Origin of the sequence: Providencia sp. Me31A, from assembly GCF_050487165.1 — a bacterium.
In the GTDB taxonomy this organism is placed as follows: domain Bacteria; phylum Pseudomonadota; class Gammaproteobacteria; order Enterobacterales; family Enterobacteriaceae; genus Providencia.
The window spans coordinates 127,371-145,014 of record NZ_JBKQGZ010000013.1 but is presented as its reverse complement, the minus strand read 5'-3'; the positions used below and the strand labels follow the sequence as shown (position 1 = coordinate 145,014).

Here is a 17,644-nt window from a genome sequence, read left to right as displayed (position 1 = left end):
ATTAGATTATTGAGGATCAAAGCAAGAGGTTATCGAAATCAAGAACGATTTAAAACAGCAGTGATGTTTCACTATGGTAATTTAGATATGGGATTTTGAGTCTGACCACCATGATCGGGGAAGACCCATTTCACCTCTTCACCATAAGTGGTGAAGTCTTTTTCAATTTCTAAAAATAATTCTGTGTCTGCTAAGCGTAGGCGGTCACCTGTGGTTGGACCAAACATATCTGCATAGGCTTGCCGTGAGATAGTTTTCATAATCCGTTCTTACCTTTTAATTTTCCCATGACTTTGCCATGGAAACCGTAAATTTCTCTTTTACCGCTAAATGCGACTAACTCAACAGTGCGGCTCTGTCCGGGTTCAAAACGAATGGCCATTCCTGCTGGAATGTTCAAACGAAACCCTAACGTCATTTCACGCTCAAATTTAAGAGCCTCATTCACTTCGTAAAAATGGTAGTGAGAGCCAATTTGGATCGGACGGTCACCAGTATTGGCGACTTGAAGCGTTTGGGTTTCTCGGCCTTCATTGAGCACGATGTCACCTAACGCTTGGTTAACTTTAATTTCACCAGGGATCATCATTGCCACCTATACAATTGGTTCGTGGATGGAAACCAGTTTAGTGCCATCAGGAAATGTACATTCCACTTGAATGTCTTTGATCATTTCCGGCACACCTTCCATAACTTGCTCGGCGGTTAAGATCGTACGGCCTTCACTCATTAATTGAGCGACTGTTTTTCCGTCTCGAGCTCCTTCCATAATTGCACAACTGATCAACGCAACCGCTTCTGGATAGTTGAGTTTCAATCCGCGATCTAAACGTCTCTGTGCAACAATACCGGCAGTAAAAAGCAATAATTTATCTTTTTCTCTTGGTGTTAATTCCATTTTTACTCCTAAATAATGTTAAGTTGCCCAAATACGTGGGGGTTCAGGGCAATAGCCTAACCAGTGTTGCCTCGTTGCTTGCCAAATTTGTGCAAAGCAAGCCATTATAGGTTCAGTTTGGGAGCCCAATAACCGCAATACTAAAATGCCATCAACATCTGTTAATCCATATTCAATGGGCTTATCTTTTGAGGCGAAAAAAAGGTCTAAATCTTGCTGGATGATCGTTTTTAATTCATCCGTTGCAGGGTAGATATACAAGGAACCCAGCATGGGATACTCGCGCATCACTGCGGATTGGCCTTGTGAGCCATCAATTAATAAGGATTCTGTTAAAATCAGAGTGTCATCGATATAGCAATTTAATCGTCCTTTAATCTCGCCATCCTCAAACCATTCATTGAGAACAGGGCGGCCCAAGCATTGCATTTCCCAGCCAATAAACTTTGCACTTGAGGCGAGATGAATATGGGTTTCTAGGCGTACCTGTGCTTTTGGGAAAAAAATATTTTCTTGTGGCAACCATTCAAGGAAACCGTTCTCTGCCACCGTTAAGGTTTGTACTTGGTGTGCGACGCCTCCTGCACTGCGATAAAATTTTGTGGCACCGGGAGTGGTAAGTAGTGAGTGCGCATCTGGTTGAACATCAATATTGATAAGTAGCTTATCCCCCCCAACAACGCCACCGGGAGGGTGAAGTAAGTACGTGTGTGCAATCCCTTGTTCGGGGTAGAATGGTCGCTGAACCATCAATGGGCCGATATGCCGTTTATCTGTTAAGCGGGTGGTGCCCCGTTTGAGTTCATACCGTAAAAAAACTTCAGCTAACCAGCCTGATCCTGAAAAATCAGACATACTTTCTCCTGCAAATCAGCTAACTAAAAATACGCGAACATGTTTAGCTATACCCCGAACCACAAGAGTTGAGTACATCTGAAGTATAAGCTAATGCAAGTAGGGTAGGATGTGAATGAACGCCAAATAATAATTATCTAAAGTTGAGCGTATTCATTTATCGCGCGATTTTACACCTTATCTCGAAAATTACCTTTCAATTAAATAGCAAATTATTTAGAAAAAGTTACAACCAATAAAATAACAGTAAAAAATGAGCGTATATCTATATTGCGATTTTACCCTAACAGGACTATATTCTGAGCCGCATTGATCTAGGGTTAGTGCATTTTTTGATATTCATCTACAGTGTGTTTTTCACCTGTTCAGTCCCCCCTTTTTCTAGGGATATCTTTCTGACGTTAAGCGCAGTTTATTGAGACTATGGAATATAAATATTTTCTTTCAGCGAGCCAAATGGTATTAAAAGCGTTTTATATTGAAAGCGCTATGATTGCCATGCTATCTGGTGCGAAAGGAAGTGTGGTAATTAATGGACAATATATTGATATTGAGTCAGATATGACGCTTGTTATTCCAAAATATAGCCAAGTGTCTTGCAATATCGTATGTAGTACAGTTAATCAACCAATTAAGTTGCATACGTTATCAATATCAGAACTGGAGCTACAGTCTGTTTTCTCACTCCTTAAGACGTTGATGAAATCAGGGGCACCGCTGACGAGCCATCAACCCATTTACCATGTCACAACGCCAGAAACGGTTAGGGATAACTTTTGCTTACTAAAACAATGCCTTCCTTTAAAAAAACAAAACGAGTCCCAAGAAGTCTTGTTAATGAAGCAGAGTCTTTATTTTATGTTGATGGCTATCTACCAAGCAGGTGTTGATATTCTCAATGTGTTTCGTTTCAATTACGATGAGCCGAAAAACCAAGCAATCACTCATTTAATCACTCAAGAGCCGCAGAAAAAGTGGCATTTAGAGGATGTCGCAAAGGCGTTATTTACGACCCCCTCGACGTTACGTCGCCATTTAAATCGAGAAGGGGTTTCATTCCGCCAGTTGTTATTAGATGTTCGAATGGGGATGGCATTGAATTACTTAACTTTTTCTAATTACTCTGTCTTTCAAATTAGCCATCGTTGTGGTTTTGGCAGTAATGCCTATTTTTGTGATGTTTTTAAGAAAAAATATGACATGACGCCTTCTCAATTTCGTTTGCAGTCAAGGCAGTCAAACGACCCTGCTTTTATTACGAATTTATCGTTAAATTCAAATGCTATTGAATTTGATAGAGAAATTGACATTTAGCTATTGGCGCTTATGGCTTATGTCAGATAGGTCAAATAGTGAAGACGTTTTTCATTAAATTCAAACTGCGATTGAGACAGGATGTAGAAACAGCGGTTTTAAATTGGCCATAACTAATACCTATTGTCCTACGCAGTGAATATTTCAGTAATAGCGACATTTCATAAAAAAATAAAGCTAGCCTATAGAGGGATGTATGATAAAAAAAGTGATTGCAGCGATGTGCTTAATGGGGCTCACCTTGCAAGTACAAGCTGCTGAACCCGTTTCAGAGCAAACACTCCGTTTAGCCATTGGTTCAGAGCCTACTGAGGGTTTTGACCCAATGCTAGGATGGAGTCATGGTAGTTATTTATTGTTACATAGCCCGTTATTAAAACAAAAGGCTGATCTTTCGTGGCATAGCTATATGCTTGAAAGTTACCAACATAATGTAGATGGCAAAGAATGGACGCTGACTCTTAAAAAAGGGTTAAAATTTTCAGATGGATCACCTCTCACCGCTAAAGACGTGGTATTTACTTACAATAATGCCGCTGCGAGTGGTGGAAAAGTGGATATGGGAAATTTTGCTAAAGCGGAGGTCATCGACCCATTAACAGTAAAAATCACGTTATCCTCGCCACAAAGTACGTTTATTAATGTGCTCGGCTCATTAGGGATTGTTTGCGCTGATAAATATGATGCTAAAACCTATGCTCATAACCCAATTGGTGCTGGTCCTTATCGCTTAGTGGATTTCCAACCGGGCCAGCAACTGATTGTGGAACAAAACCCGTACTATGCGGGGCCAAAAAATGATTTTGGTAAAATGGTTTTTGTCTTCCTTGATGAAGATGCTGCTTTTGCCGCTGCACAAAGTAATCAGTTGGAAATTGTTCGCATTCCTGCTGCCGTTGCCGCGAATGCGCATAATGTAACCAATATGAAATTGGTTGAGCGTTATAGTGTGGAAAATCGTGGTATTTCTTTCCCGATCCCACCAGTGGGAGGCCAAGATGCGCAAGGTAATCCAATTGGTAACGATATTACGTCTGATGTCGCTATCCGTAAGGCGATAAACTATGCGCTTGATCGCAAATTATTAGCTGAATCAGTACTTGAAGGTTTTGCTGTTCCGGCTTATACCGGCGTTGCTGGCCTGCCTTGGAATGCACCAGACTCGGCATTTAAAGATGGCTCTCTTGAGAAAGCGAAATCGATTTTAGAAGACGCGGGTTGGAAACTGAACAAGGACGGCTTAAGGGAAAAAGACGGCAAAGTGGCTAAGCTGACCTTATGGTATGCGAGCGGTGATAGCACGCGCCGCGATTTGGCTCAGGCTATTCGTTCAAGTTTAAAGCCCATTGGTATTGAAATGGATTTGAAATCAGGTAGTTGGGAAACTGTTGAGCGCCACATGCATGCTAACCCGACTTTATTTGGTTGGGGAAGTTTAGACCCCATGGAATTGGTACACAATTACAGTAGCAAAGCCGCGGGGGTAGGTTTTTATAACCCAGGTTACTACAAGAACGCAGCGGTTGATGAGCTGATTGAAGAGGCGCTTCGTCAACCCGATCAAGCCGCCGCGATTCCACTTTGGCAAAAGATCGATTGGAACGGTACAACTGGGGTGGGTATCCAAGGTGATGCCGCTTGGGCTTGGCTGATGAACTTACAGCATATTTATTTACTGAATCATTGCGTTGATTTAGGCAACAGCGCGCCTGAAATTCATGGCTCTTGGTCTGTATTAAATAATGTTGATGAATGGGCGTGGACTTGTAAGTAATGGGAACTGCACTCGGGCTTTTATTGCGATTTGTCTGTTTATTAACGGTAACTGCTGCGGGGATCTTTATCCTGTTAAGTTATTCACCGATAGATCCGATAAAAGCCTATATTGGTAATGACTTGATGCACGTGCCTCCTGAACAGTATGCGTTAATTGCGGCACGTTGGGGGCTCGATCAACCATTATGGGTGCAGTTTTGGCGTTGGTTCATACAAATATTACAGGGTGATATGGGTTATTCCATGATCTATAACACCCCTGTTAGTCAGGTTATTTCGGACCGACTTGCCCCTTCACTTGCTTTGCTGATTTGTTCTTGGCTTTTCTCTGGAGTGATCGGTTTTTTCTTGGGGCTGGTGGCAGGGCGTTATTTAAACCGCTGGCCTGATAAACTGATTTCGACATCGTGTTATTTATTGGCATCACTGCCTGTCTTTTGGGTTGGTTTATTGCTCCTTTCTTTGTTTGCGGTCTCATTACAGTGGGCTCCGATTTGTTGTGCGTGGCCCATTGGACTGGATGAACAAACCGCGACTTTTTCACAAAAACTTCATCACCTTATTTTACCGGTTATCGCTTTAGGAATGTTAGGTATTGGCAATATAGCTCTACATACACGCGCGAAAGTGGTGGAAGTAATGAGCAGCGAATTTATTCATTATGCAAAAGCGCAAGGGGATAAGGGCTGGTCAATGATGGGATTTCATGTATTAAAACATGCCATTACACCCGCAATTTGCTTGCAGTTTGCCTCTGTAGGGGAATTGCTCAGTGGCGCATTATTAGCAGAAAAAGTATTTGCTTACCCAGGGTTAGGGCAAGCCACTATTGATGCGGGGCTGCGCGGTGATATTCCATTATTAATGGGGATTGTTATGTTGTGCGCGGTACTGATCTTTTTTAGTAATACTATTGCTGATGCATTACTGAGAAAGGTAAATAAGGGAGTGATGAGAGTCTCATGACCTATAACCCGAACCGTGCCTTATGTAAGTTGATTATCTCTTTGCTTTTGCTTGCTATTCTTGCTGGCTACGCTTTTGGGTTCTCAGCAAATGATATTGAAATGAGTTTGCTTGATAGACGCCAAGTGCCTTCGTGGCAACATTGGTTTGGTACAGATAATCTAGGGCGTGATTTATTTGAGAGAACGTTTCAAGGTGTGGCGACCAGTTTGCAGATTGGTTTGATTGCCGCTTGTTCTAGCGGCTTAATTGCTGTGATTATGGCTGGCTTGTCGTCATTAAACAAAGTGATGGATTATACTGTCCGCGGCATTATTGATGCTCTGCTCGCGCTGCCTCATTTGTTATTGCTGGTTCTGATTTGTTTTACACTAGGTGGCGGTAAAATGGGGGTGATTTGGGCGGTAGCCTTGACTCATTGGCCAAAGTTGACTCTGATTTTACGTTCTGAATTACTCCGTGTAAGTCAGTCTGATTACATTATGCTATCTCAACGTATTGGTAACAGTGCTATTTATCGCTGGCGTTATCATTACTTACCGATGATTTTACCTCAGTGGATAGTTGGGACGTTACTGATGTTTCCCCATGCTGTGTTGCACAGTGCGGCATTGAGCTTTTTAGGGTTTGGCTTATCACCCCACGAGCCCTCTCTTGGTATTTTACTTTCAGATGCACTACGTTACTTGAGTACAGGGGCGTGGTGGCTGGTGGTATTTCCAGGGATAGCCTTAATGGGGTTAGTATTGCTATTTGACCAATTTGCTAAAGCTGCTCAGCAGCTCTGGCTAAAGGGGGCTGCATGTTGAGCTTAGATAATTTAATGATTGATGTGGCTCAATTTCGTTGGCTCGGTCGCAAGCGTTGGCTACCTTTGCTGCAAGGGATTTCATTAGATATTCGACCCGGTGAAATGGTGGCACTGATTGGTGGTAGCGGAGAAGGAAAAAGCCTTTTATTACAAAGTGTTTTAGGATTACTTCCTGACAATATGCGTTGTCGAGGCAATATCCATCTCAATGGAAAGGGGCTCACAGAGAAAAATAAGTCGCAGCATCGTGGTAATGCATTATGTTATATCCCTCAAGGCGTCAGTGCGCTTAATCCATTGATAAAGATTGGCCCTCAGTTAGAGCGTGCCGCGGTACTCAGTGGGCAACATATTAAAATGCACGATGTTACTCGTCACTTACAGCAATATAATTTACAAAGTTCATTAGTTGACCATTATCCAAGCCAATTGTCGGGGGGAATGGCCAAGCGAGTGTTAGCCAGTAGTGCCACATTATCTCGAGCCGAATATATCTTAGCAGATGAAATATCATCGTGGTTAGATGATGAACATGCCATCCAATTGCTTGATAATATAAAATCTCTGTGTCGTGATGGGCGTGGCGTTTTATGGGTAACCCATGATTTATCTATGGCGGTACGTTTTGCAGATCGTATCGCACTATTACGTAATGGGGAATTGGCAGAGGTAATGAGCAGCCAAAAACTCAAACAAGGTGGTGGCGGTAAGTGGATACAATCACTGTGGAATGCATTACCTGAACACCAATTTATGGCAAGTAAATGAGTATCATTGAACCTATTTTACAAGTAAATAACTTATGCATCGAACAAGGCGGGCGACGGCTGTGGGATGGCTTTAGCTTGTCACTGGCTAGCGGTGAACGTCTTGGGATATCTGCGCCGAGTGGTTTTGGAAAGACGACATTAGGGCGGGTACTTGCCAAGTGGCAAGCCGCAACCCAAGGTTCTATTTTATTTGCAGGAAAGCCACTAAATAATCAAGGGTATTGCCCTATTCAGTTAGTTCCTCAGCATCCAGAAAAAAGCTTTAATCCATACCGCACGGTTGGCGCAAGTTTACATGATGCGTGGCAGCCAGATCCTGATTGGTTGGTGCGATTTTCAATTAAGTCTGAATGGTTAGATAGGCGCCCCAACGAGCTTTCCGGTGGTGAATTGGCCCGTATTGCGCTATTGCGAGCGTTAGATCCTAGAACTCAAGTACTGATTGCTGATGAAGTAACAGCTCAGTTAGATGCCAATTTACAAAAAGATATTTGGCAATGTCTTATTCAGCTATCCCAAGAACGGCCGCTAGCGATGATTATTTTTAGTCATAATAAAGCATTATTAAATAAAGTGTGTAGTCGTGTTATTTCGTTAGAAAAATAATGAAACCAAAATTGCTAGCGCCTTGGAATAGAGCTGCACTCGATAAGTGATTAATAATTAATACAATTAATGGCGACCTGAAAAATATCAAATAAATGGAGCATTCACGGCATCGGAGTTTGTATGGATTAATGTTCAATTTATTGGGGGATGACCTATTGTTTGAAACCGAAAAAGCCATTACTGAATGTCTCGAATGCTGAGAAAATAGGATTTCAAGTAATGGCTTAAACTGAACTCAAGTTAACTTATAATTAACATGCGCCCCAGTAAGGCCCTTCTGGAGGGTAGAACTCACAATTAAATGGTTGATTATTGAAGAAACCAGCTTCTGAATCCCATTCCATTTGTTGTAGACGTAGTTGTTGCTGCTCACTATAGGATTTGAACGCCATGTTGTAGCAAGATTGAAATGTCGGATTGTTTACTCGTTCTTGATATTCCTTATCGAAAGAGGCTCTTTGCTGTTTATCTAGCGTACTAATTTTAGGAAGTTTGGCCATCAAATCTGCTGCAATTGGGTCGCATTGTCGAGCTAGGCTTACTTGAAAATTAAGTCGTTCTTGCGCCTTTTCTTGCGGTGTTACTGCACAGGACGTTAGTAGCGCACAAAGAGCTGAGAATATAAATATATTTTTTTTCATATATGAACCTTCCATTCGTTAAAATGATAATCAATATAATTATAGCTAATGAATTAAACTTTAAGAAAAATAATCATATTTGCCATAATGTGTCTTATAGGAAGGTGATATGTCGCTCCAACTTAGTCGTATCACTTTTTGCGACATAACGGATAAATTTTTTATAACAAAGATATTCTGATGATGTGACCACGCTGTAAAGATGGAGTTAGCTGGACACCAGATTCAGAGGTTCATCAATCTAGTGCTAACAAATCCGGAACAGTTCAGCATCTACCAGAGGAGCTAACTATTTCATCACTAAAATATTCCCTGTAATGCTTCTGATTTCATACTAGCTTTAAAAGGAATAATGATTAACTCGGCAACTCCTGTCTTGTACGATTGGGCATGTCCGTTTGCTTGGTATATGTTTATTGGATACTTAGATGTGTTGTTAAATAATCAATAAAAGCCCGAGTCTTTGCAGGCAAAACTGAGATGTTAGGGTAGAGCAACTGAATACTTTGTTTTGGTAAACTGAACTCAGGAAGTACGCGTACTAGCTGGTTGTTTTTCAAATCATCATTTACTAACCAAGCAGGGCAGATTGCAATACCTAAAGAGGCTAATACCATGTGATGGATCACGGTTGCAGAATTAGACTCATATTGGCTTCTGACGAAAGGCAAACTGAGTTTCTCCCCTTGAGAATTTTGCAGAAAATATTGACCATCTTGCCAATTTAATAAAGCGTGATTAATCCAAGGGGCTTGTGCTAAGTCTGCCACACGGGTAATTGGGTATTTTCGTATAAACTCAGGGGTTGCGACTAAATAGATATCATATTCACCCAGTTTCTTCCTTTTTAAGGATGAATTTTTTAAATTACCTAAACGTATAGATAAGTCGAGTTTTTCAGTAATTAAATCATCTAAGGAAGAATTAAATGAATATTGCAATCTTAGGTTAGGATAAAGTCTACAGAACTCAGGCAGTAATGGTAAAATAAAACGCTGACCAAATTCATTGGTTGATGACAATCGCAGTAAACCTGAAACATTAGTCCCTAAATTTTGGCTACGCTCGAAGGCTTCATTAATCTGATTTTGGATGTGCTTGAAATCATCATAGAAATGCTTACCAACCTCAGTAAGCGCAATGCTGCGTGTATTTCGTGTTAATAAACTCACATTTAACTGAGTCTCTAATTGTTTAACATCGACACTGATCATGGAGCGGCTCAACCCTAAAATATCAGCGGCTTTAGTAAAAGAACCTGAATCCACAACTTGAAGAAAGCTGATAATCTGCTTAAGATTTTTTTGCATAATCCTATCTATTGTTTTATTTCATTAAACAATGATTTTACTTCCCTTGCATCGACAAAGAAAGAGACGGACTCTATTCTCTGCCACCGGAGGAAGTTTATGACTTATCGATATAAAATAGCGACAGTATTTTTACTGGGCTTTTTCATTGATTGTATTAATATTTTTATGTCTGCTATTGCTCTACCAGAGATTGCGTTTTCATTTTCTGCAAGTCAATCGCAAGTTGCTTGGGTGGCGAATGCGTATATTTTAGGTTTAGTATTGGTCATGCCTATGAGTTTGTGGTTAGCCAGCCAGTTAGGTAATCAAAAACTGCTTTGCTATTCTATGTTACTTTTTTCTTTAGCCGTGTGGCTAAGTGGAGTAAGCAACTCTATCTATCAATTAATATTTTGGCGTTTTATTCAAGGCATGGCGGGGGGATTATTGATCCCTGTTGGGCAGGCATTAGTTTTTGCATTATTTCCTAATAATGAACGTCAGCGTATATCCACTTTGATCATGAGCGTTGCGCTTATTGCTCCTGCATTTTCACCTGCAATAGGGGGAGTAATAGTCGATACGTTATCGTGGCATTGGATATTTTATGCAAATTTACCGCTTTCTTTATTAACTGCTCTGCTAGCTTGGGTATGGATAAAACGGGATGAACGTAAGGCGAGAGAAAAACCGGATCTCATAGGCTTACTGATGATTAGCATTAGCTTACTGTGTTTATTGCTAACCTTTTCTTTTTATAACGATTATCACAATCTATTATTAGCAATAACCAGTTTTGTGTTCTCAGCATTGGTTTTCATTATTTATCTACAATATGCAAAAAAATGTCGCGAGCCTATTTTAAATTTTCAATTACTGAAAAATAAAAATTTGTGCAATGCATTTATTGTTTATTACGCCGTACCCGGTGTTTTTACTGGGGTAAATTTGCTGAATATTTTTAATTTGCAAACTAATTTAGGTTATAACGCAGCACAAACGGGTTTATTTATGGTGTTATATGCACTAGGTGCTGTGATATCAATGGTTATTGGAGGGCGTTGGTATTTACGAGCAGGGAAAAAGCGCTTATTCATTATAGGAGTTACATTACATAGTCTTGGTATTTTTATTCTTTATTGGGTATCGAGCTCAAGTCAGTTAAATTTATTAATATTAGCGTATTTATTGATGGGGATGGGCGGTGGATTAAGTGCTAATACAGCGCAAATTAGTTCGTTAATAGACTTTAAAGGTAAAGACTTACTACAAGGTAGCGTGTTATGGAATATCAACCGTCAAGTGGCTTTTAGCGTCGGTACAGTAGTATTAATTTCTATCTTTAGTTTAACGACATTTTCTAGTGATTTAATATGTTATCAATACACCTTTTTGATTGCCTCAGTACTTGGGCTATTTTCGTTAATTTCAGTAGTAAAGGAAAAATAAATGAGTCAAATAATGAATAAGGCGCTGCAAAGTGTAGTGGACTTACATATTTTAATTGAAGATGTTTTTACAGGTAGAAATGGTCAGGAAAATTTATCTCTTTTATTAGGTTGTTTTGATGATAATTTCAAGATGGTCACAATCCAAGGCCATTGTATTGGTTTAGATGACGTGACTAAGTTATTTAGCCAAAATATTGGGGCTAGAACCTTATTTACGACAAGGTGTATGAATCAGATTCCATTACGAGAAGACAATGGCTATTGTTGGGTTCAATATCAAGAAAAACAGCAAATAGGAGAAGTGGAAACGCTAAGAACTTCTGTTGCGTGCATTAGAGTCGAAGCAGATAAGTGTTATTGGGTTTATCTGCATGAAACCCCTGTACTTTAAAACTCAAGCGGATTCAAAATAGGGATAAAGCGGCGAATAGGCCGTTTTATCTACGTAAAAAACACTCAATAAATAAATGATATCTATTCTCATCTCTATTGACCGTCGGTCGGTCGAATATTATGATGTTATTATGATCGACAATGAGGCATAGAAAATGAAGCGAATTTTTTTGATCTTGGCAGTTTGCCTAGGTACTTTTATGGCAACACTAGATATCAGTATTGTGAACGTTGCGCTTCCTGCGATAGGGAGTGATTTACAAGCGAACATGTCAATGTTGCAATGGGTTATTGATGCTTATGCATTGTGCTTATCTGCATTGATCTTGTCAGTCGGGCCGATGAGTGACCGTTATGGGCGAAAAAAAGTTTGGCTAACAGGGATTGTTATTTTTACATTAGGGTCAGCTGTTTGCGCGTTTTCAATATCAACGCAAATGTTGATCACCGGGCGGGTCATTCAAGGTATTGCTGCCGCGGCTTTAATTCCTGGTGCTCTTTCCATTATTACTCAATCATTTACCAATGATATTGAACGTATCAGGATCATTGGGATTTGGTCGGCGGTGAGTGCACTTTCTTTAATCATTGGTCCAATTTTAGGGGGCTTTTTAGTCGATAGTTTCAATTGGACAACGATATTTTTGATTAATATTCCCATTGGTTTGCTTACTTTATTATTAGGCTGGTTAGGTATTCAAGAAAGTGCTGATCCCGATAAAGCGGCGTTAGATCCGGTAGGGCAGTGCTTGAGCATTGTCGCTTTGGGTGGGTTAACTTTTGCATTGATAGAAGCCGGAGAGCAAGGTTGGGGAAGTTATATCACGTTGAGTGGGTTAGTGATTTCTGCTGTCGCAAGTGTGGGCTTTGTTTGGGTTGAGCATCGGGTAGAAAAACCACTGTTACCCATATTTTTATTTAAAAAGAACCCATTTTTCTTCCAATACAATATGGCTTCTTTTGCGCTCGGATTTGCGACTTATAGTAATGTATTTTTTATTGCGTTATTTCTACAAAAAGGGCAAGGGTGGGGGGCTTTTGAGGCGGGAATTCGCATGGCTCCAGAGTTTATTGCGATGGCTATTTTCTCGTTCTCATTTGGTAAATTATCGCGCTATTTAAGTGTACGTAATTTAATGATTTTTGGGTTCATTTTAATCGCCTTATCTTCTTTATTGTTAACACGAGTTAACGCACAAACCGCTTATCTGCCGATTGCCTTAGTATTATTTATACTCGGAGCAGGAATGGGTATGTCAACTCCTGCAATTGGGGCTCTTGTTATGGCCAGTATTGAAAAATCCTATTCAGGAATTGCTTCGGCAGTCATGAATGCGCTGCGACAAACGGGTATGACTTTGGGGATTGCTCTATTGGGTACGTTGATGACACACCGTGCCATAGATCAATTATTACAAGATGACAGGTTGAGCGCTATTTTATCAACACAAGAAATCGAACGTTTGATTCAAAATTCCTCTGTGATGCCATCGACATTTATTGAGCAGATAACGCGTTCTGCTTTTGTTTCCGGTTTCAATCTTGCCATGTTCGGTGGGGCAATTGCGATTATTGCTACCTTGTGTTTAATGATGAAAAATAGACAAGCTAGCTAATTGATTTAGTTGGAAAATTGGCATAAAAAAACACCTGCCGAGCAGGTGTTTTTACGGAGACTAAATAAATTACTCGTCAAGGAAGCTACGCAGAACTTCTGAGCGGCTTGGATGACGTAATTTACGCAATGCTTTTGCTTCAATTTGACGAATACGTTCACGAGTAACATCGAACTGCTTACCAACTTCCTCAAGGGTATGGTCAGTGTTCATGTCAATACCAAAACGCATACGTAGAACTTTAGCTTCACGAGCTGTTAAACCCGCTAATACTTCATGAGTTGCAGAGCGTAAGCTTTCTGAAGTTGCAGAATCTAAAGGTAACTCTAAAGTTGTGTCTTCAATAAAATCACCTAAATGTGAATCTTCATCATCACCAATAGGGGTTTCCATTGAAATCGGTTCTTTAGCAATTTTCAGTACCTTACGGATTTTATCTTCCGGCATCAGCATGCGTTCAGCCAGTTCTTCTGGCGATGGCTCACGGCCCATTTCTTGCAGCATCTGGCGAGAGATACGGTTCAGTTTATTGATAGTTTCAATCATGTGAACCGGAATACGAATTGTACGAGCTTGGTCGGCGATTGAACGCGTGATAGCCTGACGTATCCACCAAGTTGCATAAGTAGAGAACTTATAACCACGGCGGTATTCAAACTTATCAACGGCTTTCATCAAACCGATGTTACCTTCTTGGATCAGATCAAGGAACTGTAAACCACGGTTGGTATATTTCTTCGCAATAGAAATTACCAGACGTAAGTTTGCTTCAACCATTTCTTTTTTCGCACGGCGAGCTTTCGCTTCACCGATAGACATACGGCGGTTGATGTCTTTAACTTGCTCAATCGTCAGGCCTGTTTCTTCTTCAATTTGACGCAGTCTTTGCAGACAGCGCAGAATTTCTTCTTCAACGTCAAGCAGTTTTTCAGACCAAGGCTTATTCATTGCCTTCGCTGCTGTCAACCAAGTCTCACTGGTTTCATTGCCGCTGAATAATGTGATGAAGTTTTTCTTTGGCATTTTGCACTGCTCAACACACAGTTTCATGATAGTACGCTCTTGTAAGCGGACTCTATCCATCATTTCACGCATGTTGTTGACGAGATAGTCAAACTGCTTAGGAACTAAACGGAACTCTTTGAACACTTCGGAAAGTTGTTCAATTGCCGCCGCTGTTTTTGTATCACTGCGACCATATTGTTTGATATGTTGACGTGTTTTTTCGTACTGTTCGCGAAGATCAGAGAATTTCTGGCGCGCTAATTCAGGATCGATGCTGTTATCGTCATCGCTATCACTGTCATCGCCATCTTCATCTTCGTCATCTTCGTCATCGTCTTTATCAAGCTCTTCTTGTGGTAATTCAGAGCCGACGTGAGTTGCCGTAGGTGCGAGATCTTCTTCTGCGTTAGGATCAACGAAACCGGTGATTAAATCAGATAAACGGCTTTCACCTGCTTCAACACGATCATATTGTTCCAGAAGATAGGTAATCGCTTCAGGGTATTCAGCAACGGAACACTGAACCTGATTGATACCATCTTCGATACGTTTAGCTATGTCGATTTCACCTTCTCGTGTGAGAAGCTCGACGGTTCCCATTTCACGCATATACATGCGCACAGGGTCAGTTGTGCGGCCAATTTCGCTTTCAACACTGGATAATACTTGTGCAGCGGCTTCTGCTGCATCCTCATCAGTATCGGAAGTATTTTCGGCCAAAATCAAATCATCGGCATCAGGTGCTTCTTCCATGACCTGGATGCCCATGTCATTAATCATCTGAATGATATCTTCAATTTGGTCTGAATCGACGATATCTTCCGGCAGATGGTCGTTGACCTCAGCATAGGTTAAGTAACCTTGCTCTTTACCCTTGGTTACGAGTAGCTTAAGCTGCGACTGCGGGTTTTGCTCCATAAGACGGTATCCACACTTCTGAGTATTTAGATTGGTGTCGGTCGGCGAAACATTCGGCCAACAAGAACATACAAAGGGAATATTTATTATTTGCTACGCCCTTTATTTTCGTAGCATTTTACAGGCATCGGCCTTGTGTTTTTCGGCACTTAAGCCGTTAAAATATTAATTCTGTTTGGGTCTGTATTATGTTTTCACTCTAGAAAGAGTGATCAAGCGGACTTCTTCGCGCTCTTCTGGGGTCAGCCCTTCAGTTCGTTCTTTTGCTATTAAATAGTCGAAACGTTCGTCGAGTGCGCTGTTAAATAGATGATTTAAAGCATCTATAAAGGTATTTTCCGCTATCTCCTCTATTTCTATATCGTTCCATGTTGCCAGTTTTTCAAGCTGTTTCGAGAATTTATTATCACGATAACGCTCTAGCAACTGCCCTGTACGCATTCCGGGGGTGGAACGGCAAACATCAACCAATTCCTGAAATAGAGAAAGCCCCGGCATTTGGATATGGGCGATTCCCTCTAGTGAGGGAACAAGTTCCGAAAAGTTCGGATTTTGTACCAACAGAGCGATTAATATTCGCATTGTGGTTGGCTTTAGTTTTGGTGCCTGATAGCTAACTTGCTCAGTATTCTCTCTATCAATCATAGCAAGAACTTGGGAAATATCCGGTATACCAATAAAATTTCCTAGCTCTTGGGCCATATAAAGGCGCAGAGTTTCACCTGGTATCTGTTTTATCAAAGGGATAGCAAGCTTACTAAATTTTGCTTTCCCTTCTTGGGTTTTTAAATCAACTTGCGGCACAAGTGAATCAAATAAAAACGCGGAAAGTGTTTGAGCTTTGGTCATGCGTTGCTCAAAAACATCTTTACCTTCTTTGCGTACGAGTGAATCAGGGTCTTCGCCATCAGGTAAAAACATAAAGCGTAGTTGGCGGCCATCCGTTAAGTATGGCAGAGCCGTTTCGAGCGCTCGCCATGCGGCTTCTCGTCCTGCTCTATCACCATCATAACAACAAATTACAGTATCTGTTGAACGATAAAGGAGCTGAATGTGCTCTGAGGTTGTTGAGGTTCCCAGTGAAGCTACCGCATAGCGGATGTCATACTGAGCGAGTGCCACAACGTCCATATACCCTTCAACTACCAGTAATTTTGCTAATTCACTACTGTTTTGTGTCGCTTCATACAGGCCGAATAGTTGACGACCTTTATGAAAAATATCTGTTTCTGGTGAGTTTAAGTATTTAGGGAGTGCATCCCCTAAAACACGCCCACCAAAGGCGATAACACGGCCCCGTCTATCCCTAATCGGAAACATAACTCGCTCTCTAAAGCGGTCATAGACTCGGCCGTTATCATTGGTCACTAACATGCCTGCATCATCAAGCTGTTTGCGACTCTCAGGGTTTGTTGCAAATTTCTTAAGCAGATTGTCCCAGCCCGCGGGGGCGAAGCCAATCGAAAAATGCTCAATAATTTCAGCACTTAAACCACGTTGGCTTAAATAATCTTTCGCTTTATTAGCCGAGGGATGACTTAAGGCAGCGCGGTAAAATTGATTCACTTTTTCCATCAACTGATACAGATTTTGTCGTTGATGTAGTTCTATTTGGCTTGAACCTGTTCCTTTTTCATAAGGGACATCAAGGCCGTGTAGTGCAGATAATTCTTCGATGGCTTCGACGAAGTCGAGCTTGTCGTAATTCATCAAAAAATCAATGGCATTGCCATGTGCACCACAACCAAAACAGTAATAAAATTGCCTTTCACCATTTACAGTAAAAGAAGGCGTTTTTTCATTATGGAACGGACAACAAGCGTGATGGTTTTTACCCTGTTTTTTTAATGGGACTTTAGCATCGACTAAATCAATGATGTCGGTTCTTGCTAACAAGTCATTGATAAATGAACGCGGAATTCGCCCAGCCATAAGCCTCTTTTTCGCCTGTTGATGAACGATAATAAGCCGCGCTTTCTTGGGGAAAGCACGGCCTTTAACTGCTTAGCTATGTACTACTACAAAACAGAGTAACTACGAGAGAAACGAATGTTTTGTATTAGCTATCATCTGCCATGAATGCGGTTTGCACCGCAATCAATTAGTACAGACGAGTACGGCGTGCGTTTTCGCGAGCCAGTTTCTTAGCGTGACGCTTTACAGCAGATGCTTTAGCGCGTTTACGTTCAGTCGTTGGTTTTTCATAGAATTCACGACGACGAACTTCAGCTAAAACTCCTGCTTTTTCACAGGAACGTTTGAAACGACGCAGTGCAACGTCGAATGGCTCGTTTTCACGTACTTTAATTACCGGCATGTGCCTCTCACC

17 protein-coding genes and 2 pseudogenes are annotated in these 17,644 nt (G+C 41.0%); 10 read left to right on the top strand and 9 right to left on the bottom strand.

Going from position 1 to position 17,644, the window contains the following annotated elements; translation table 11 throughout:
• Positions 1 to 95: 95 nt before the first annotated feature.
• The 4 genes and pseudogenes from ACLPIE_RS12780 to ACLPIE_RS12765 form a co-directional block, all read right to left on the bottom strand.
• Positions 96 to 260, bottom strand: a pseudogene (locus ACLPIE_RS12780) (urease); the annotation flags it as partial.
• Positions 257 to 586 (bottom strand): urease subunit beta, encoded by a 330-nt coding sequence (locus ACLPIE_RS12775; RefSeq protein WP_430262111.1) that lies wholly within the window; start codon positions 584 to 586, stop codon positions 257 to 259. The pseudogene ACLPIE_RS12780 and the gene ACLPIE_RS12775, both read right to left, overlap by 4 nt.
• 9 nt (positions 587 to 595) lie before the next feature.
• A complete protein-coding gene (locus ACLPIE_RS12770; RefSeq protein ID WP_430262110.1) occupies positions 596 to 898 on the bottom strand; it encodes an urease subunit gamma in 303 nt (100 codons plus the stop codon).
• An 18-nt stretch (positions 899 to 916) separates the two neighbouring features.
• Positions 917 to 1,753, bottom strand: a complete 837-nt coding sequence (locus ACLPIE_RS12765; RefSeq protein ID WP_430262108.1) for an urease accessory protein UreD — start codon at positions 1,751 to 1,753, stop codon at positions 917 to 919.
• A 423-nt stretch (positions 1,754 to 2,176) separates the two neighbouring features.
• Between ACLPIE_RS12765 and ACLPIE_RS12760 the strand changes: the two genes are divergently transcribed.
• The 7 genes and pseudogenes from ACLPIE_RS12760 to ACLPIE_RS12730 all read left to right on the top strand — a co-directional run.
• Positions 2,177 to 3,067, top strand: a complete 891-nt coding sequence (locus tag ACLPIE_RS12760; RefSeq protein ID WP_430262106.1) for an AraC family transcriptional regulator — start codon at positions 2,177 to 2,179, stop codon at positions 3,065 to 3,067.
• Between the two features lie 220 nt (positions 3,068 to 3,287).
• The gene (locus ACLPIE_RS12755; protein WP_430262125.1) at positions 3,288 to 4,841 is read left to right on the top strand and encodes an ABC transporter substrate-binding protein; all 1,554 of its coding nucleotides are present in this window, start codon (positions 3,288 to 3,290) and stop codon (positions 4,839 to 4,841) included.
• Positions 4,841 to 5,809 (top strand): ABC transporter permease, encoded by a 969-nt coding sequence (locus tag ACLPIE_RS12750; protein WP_430262105.1) that lies wholly within the window; start codon positions 4,841 to 4,843, stop codon positions 5,807 to 5,809. Before ACLPIE_RS12755 ends, ACLPIE_RS12750 begins: the two co-directional genes overlap by 1 nt.
• Positions 5,806 to 6,618 carry an ABC transporter permease gene (locus tag ACLPIE_RS12745; RefSeq protein ID WP_430262103.1) on the top strand — a complete coding sequence of 271 codons (813 nt, stop codon included), beginning with the start codon at positions 5,806 to 5,808 and terminating at the stop codon, positions 6,616 to 6,618. The genes ACLPIE_RS12750 and ACLPIE_RS12745 overlap by 4 nt, the downstream gene beginning before the upstream one ends.
• A complete protein-coding gene (locus tag ACLPIE_RS12740) occupies positions 6,612 to 7,388 on the top strand; it encodes an ATP-binding cassette domain-containing protein (protein ID WP_430262102.1) in 777 nt (258 codons plus the stop codon). The genes ACLPIE_RS12745 and ACLPIE_RS12740 overlap by 7 nt, the downstream gene beginning before the upstream one ends.
• A 14-nt stretch (positions 7,389 to 7,402) precedes the next feature.
• Positions 7,403 to 7,996: an ATP-binding cassette domain-containing protein gene (locus ACLPIE_RS12735; RefSeq protein ID WP_430262124.1), complete on the top strand. Its 594-nt coding sequence runs from the start codon at positions 7,403 to 7,405 to the stop codon at positions 7,994 to 7,996.
• Positions 7,987 to 8,227: pseudogene (locus ACLPIE_RS12730) on the top strand (transposase); the annotation flags it as partial. The gene ACLPIE_RS12735 and the pseudogene ACLPIE_RS12730, both read left to right, overlap by 10 nt.
• Positions 8,228 to 8,250: 23 nt before the next feature.
• On the opposite strand, the gene ACLPIE_RS12725 reads toward ACLPIE_RS12730, so the two are convergent.
• Together ACLPIE_RS12725 and ACLPIE_RS12720 are read right to left on the bottom strand one after the other, a co-directional pair.
• Positions 8,251 to 8,640: a hypothetical protein gene (locus ACLPIE_RS12725; RefSeq protein WP_430262100.1), complete on the bottom strand. Its 390-nt coding sequence runs from the start codon at positions 8,638 to 8,640 to the stop codon at positions 8,251 to 8,253.
• Positions 8,641 to 9,053: 413 nt separating this feature from the next.
• Positions 9,054 to 9,950: a LysR family transcriptional regulator gene (locus ACLPIE_RS12720; protein ID WP_430262098.1), complete on the bottom strand. Its 897-nt coding sequence runs from the start codon at positions 9,948 to 9,950 to the stop codon at positions 9,054 to 9,056.
• Positions 9,951 to 10,049: 99 nt separating this feature from the next.
• On the opposite strand from ACLPIE_RS12720, the gene ACLPIE_RS12715 reads away from it, so the two are divergent.
• The 3 genes from ACLPIE_RS12715 (at position 10,050) to ACLPIE_RS12705 (ending at position 13,392) form a co-directional block, all read left to right on the top strand.
• On the top strand, positions 10,050 to 11,381 hold the full coding sequence (locus ACLPIE_RS12715) for an MFS transporter (RefSeq protein ID WP_430262097.1): 1,332 nt from the start codon (positions 10,050 to 10,052) through the stop codon (positions 11,379 to 11,381).
• Positions 11,382 to 11,774, top strand: coding sequence for a hypothetical protein (locus ACLPIE_RS12710; protein ID WP_430262095.1), 393 nt, complete (start codon positions 11,382 to 11,384; stop codon positions 11,772 to 11,774). It begins immediately after the preceding gene.
• A 157-nt stretch (positions 11,775 to 11,931) separates the two neighbouring features.
• Entirely contained in the window at positions 11,932 to 13,392 is a 1,461-nt protein-coding gene (locus ACLPIE_RS12705; protein WP_430262093.1) for an MFS transporter, read from the top strand.
• A gap of 69 nt (positions 13,393 to 13,461) precedes the next feature.
• Here the strand turns inward: ACLPIE_RS12705 and rpoD are convergent, their stop codons facing one another.
• The 3 genes from rpoD to rpsU all read right to left on the bottom strand — a co-directional run bounded on the left by rpoD (position 13,462) and on the right by rpsU (position 17,632).
• A complete protein-coding gene (gene rpoD, locus ACLPIE_RS12700) occupies positions 13,462 to 15,396 on the bottom strand; it encodes an RNA polymerase sigma factor RpoD (RefSeq protein WP_430262122.1) in 1,935 nt (644 codons plus the stop codon).
• 105 nt (positions 15,397 to 15,501) lie between these two features.
• Complete coding sequence (dnaG, locus tag ACLPIE_RS12695) at positions 15,502 to 17,247, bottom strand: DNA primase (RefSeq protein WP_430262091.1); 1,746 nt, start codon at positions 17,245 to 17,247, stop codon at positions 15,502 to 15,504.
• Between the two features lie 169 nt (positions 17,248 to 17,416).
• A complete protein-coding gene (gene rpsU / locus ACLPIE_RS12690) occupies positions 17,417 to 17,632 on the bottom strand; it encodes a 30S ribosomal protein S21 (protein ID WP_001144069.1) in 216 nt (71 codons plus the stop codon).
• Positions 17,633 to 17,644: the final 12 nt, after the last annotated feature.

Coding starts and splice junctions, on each gene's coding strand:
- ACLPIE_RS12765 (WP_430262108.1), bottom strand. CDS start 1,753: ATGTCTGATTTTTCAGGATCAGGCTGGTTAGCTGAAGTTTTTTTACGG.
- ACLPIE_RS12710 (WP_430262095.1), top strand. CDS start 11,382: ATGAGTCAAATAATGAATAAGGCGCTGCAAAGTGTAGTGGACTTACAT.
- ACLPIE_RS12760 (WP_430262106.1), top strand. CDS start 2,177: ATGGAATATAAATATTTTCTTTCAGCGAGCCAAATGGTATTAAAAGCG.
- rpsU (WP_001144069.1), bottom strand. CDS start 17,632: ATGCCGGTAATTAAAGTACGTGAAAACGAGCCATTCGACGTTGCACTG.
- ACLPIE_RS12770 (WP_430262110.1), bottom strand. CDS start 898: ATGGAATTAACACCAAGAGAAAAAGATAAATTATTGCTTTTTACTGCC.
- ACLPIE_RS12725 (WP_430262100.1), bottom strand. CDS start 8,640: ATGAAAAAAAATATATTTATATTCTCAGCTCTTTGTGCGCTACTAACG.
- ACLPIE_RS12775 (WP_430262111.1), bottom strand. CDS start 586: ATGATCCCTGGTGAAATTAAAGTTAACCAAGCGTTAGGTGACATCGTG.
- ACLPIE_RS12745 (WP_430262103.1), top strand. CDS start 5,806: ATGACCTATAACCCGAACCGTGCCTTATGTAAGTTGATTATCTCTTTG.
- ACLPIE_RS12750 (WP_430262105.1), top strand. CDS start 4,841: ATGGGAACTGCACTCGGGCTTTTATTGCGATTTGTCTGTTTATTAACG.
- dnaG (WP_430262091.1), bottom strand. CDS start 17,247: ATGGCTGGGCGAATTCCGCGTTCATTTATCAATGACTTGTTAGCAAGA.
- ACLPIE_RS12720 (WP_430262098.1), bottom strand. CDS start 9,950: ATGCAAAAAAATCTTAAGCAGATTATCAGCTTTCTTCAAGTTGTGGAT.
- ACLPIE_RS12740 (WP_430262102.1), top strand. CDS start 6,612: ATGTTGAGCTTAGATAATTTAATGATTGATGTGGCTCAATTTCGTTGG.
- ACLPIE_RS12705 (WP_430262093.1), top strand. CDS start 11,932: ATGAAGCGAATTTTTTTGATCTTGGCAGTTTGCCTAGGTACTTTTATG.
- ACLPIE_RS12715 (WP_430262097.1), top strand. CDS start 10,050: ATGACTTATCGATATAAAATAGCGACAGTATTTTTACTGGGCTTTTTC.
- ACLPIE_RS12755 (WP_430262125.1), top strand. CDS start 3,288: ATGTGCTTAATGGGGCTCACCTTGCAAGTACAAGCTGCTGAACCCGTT.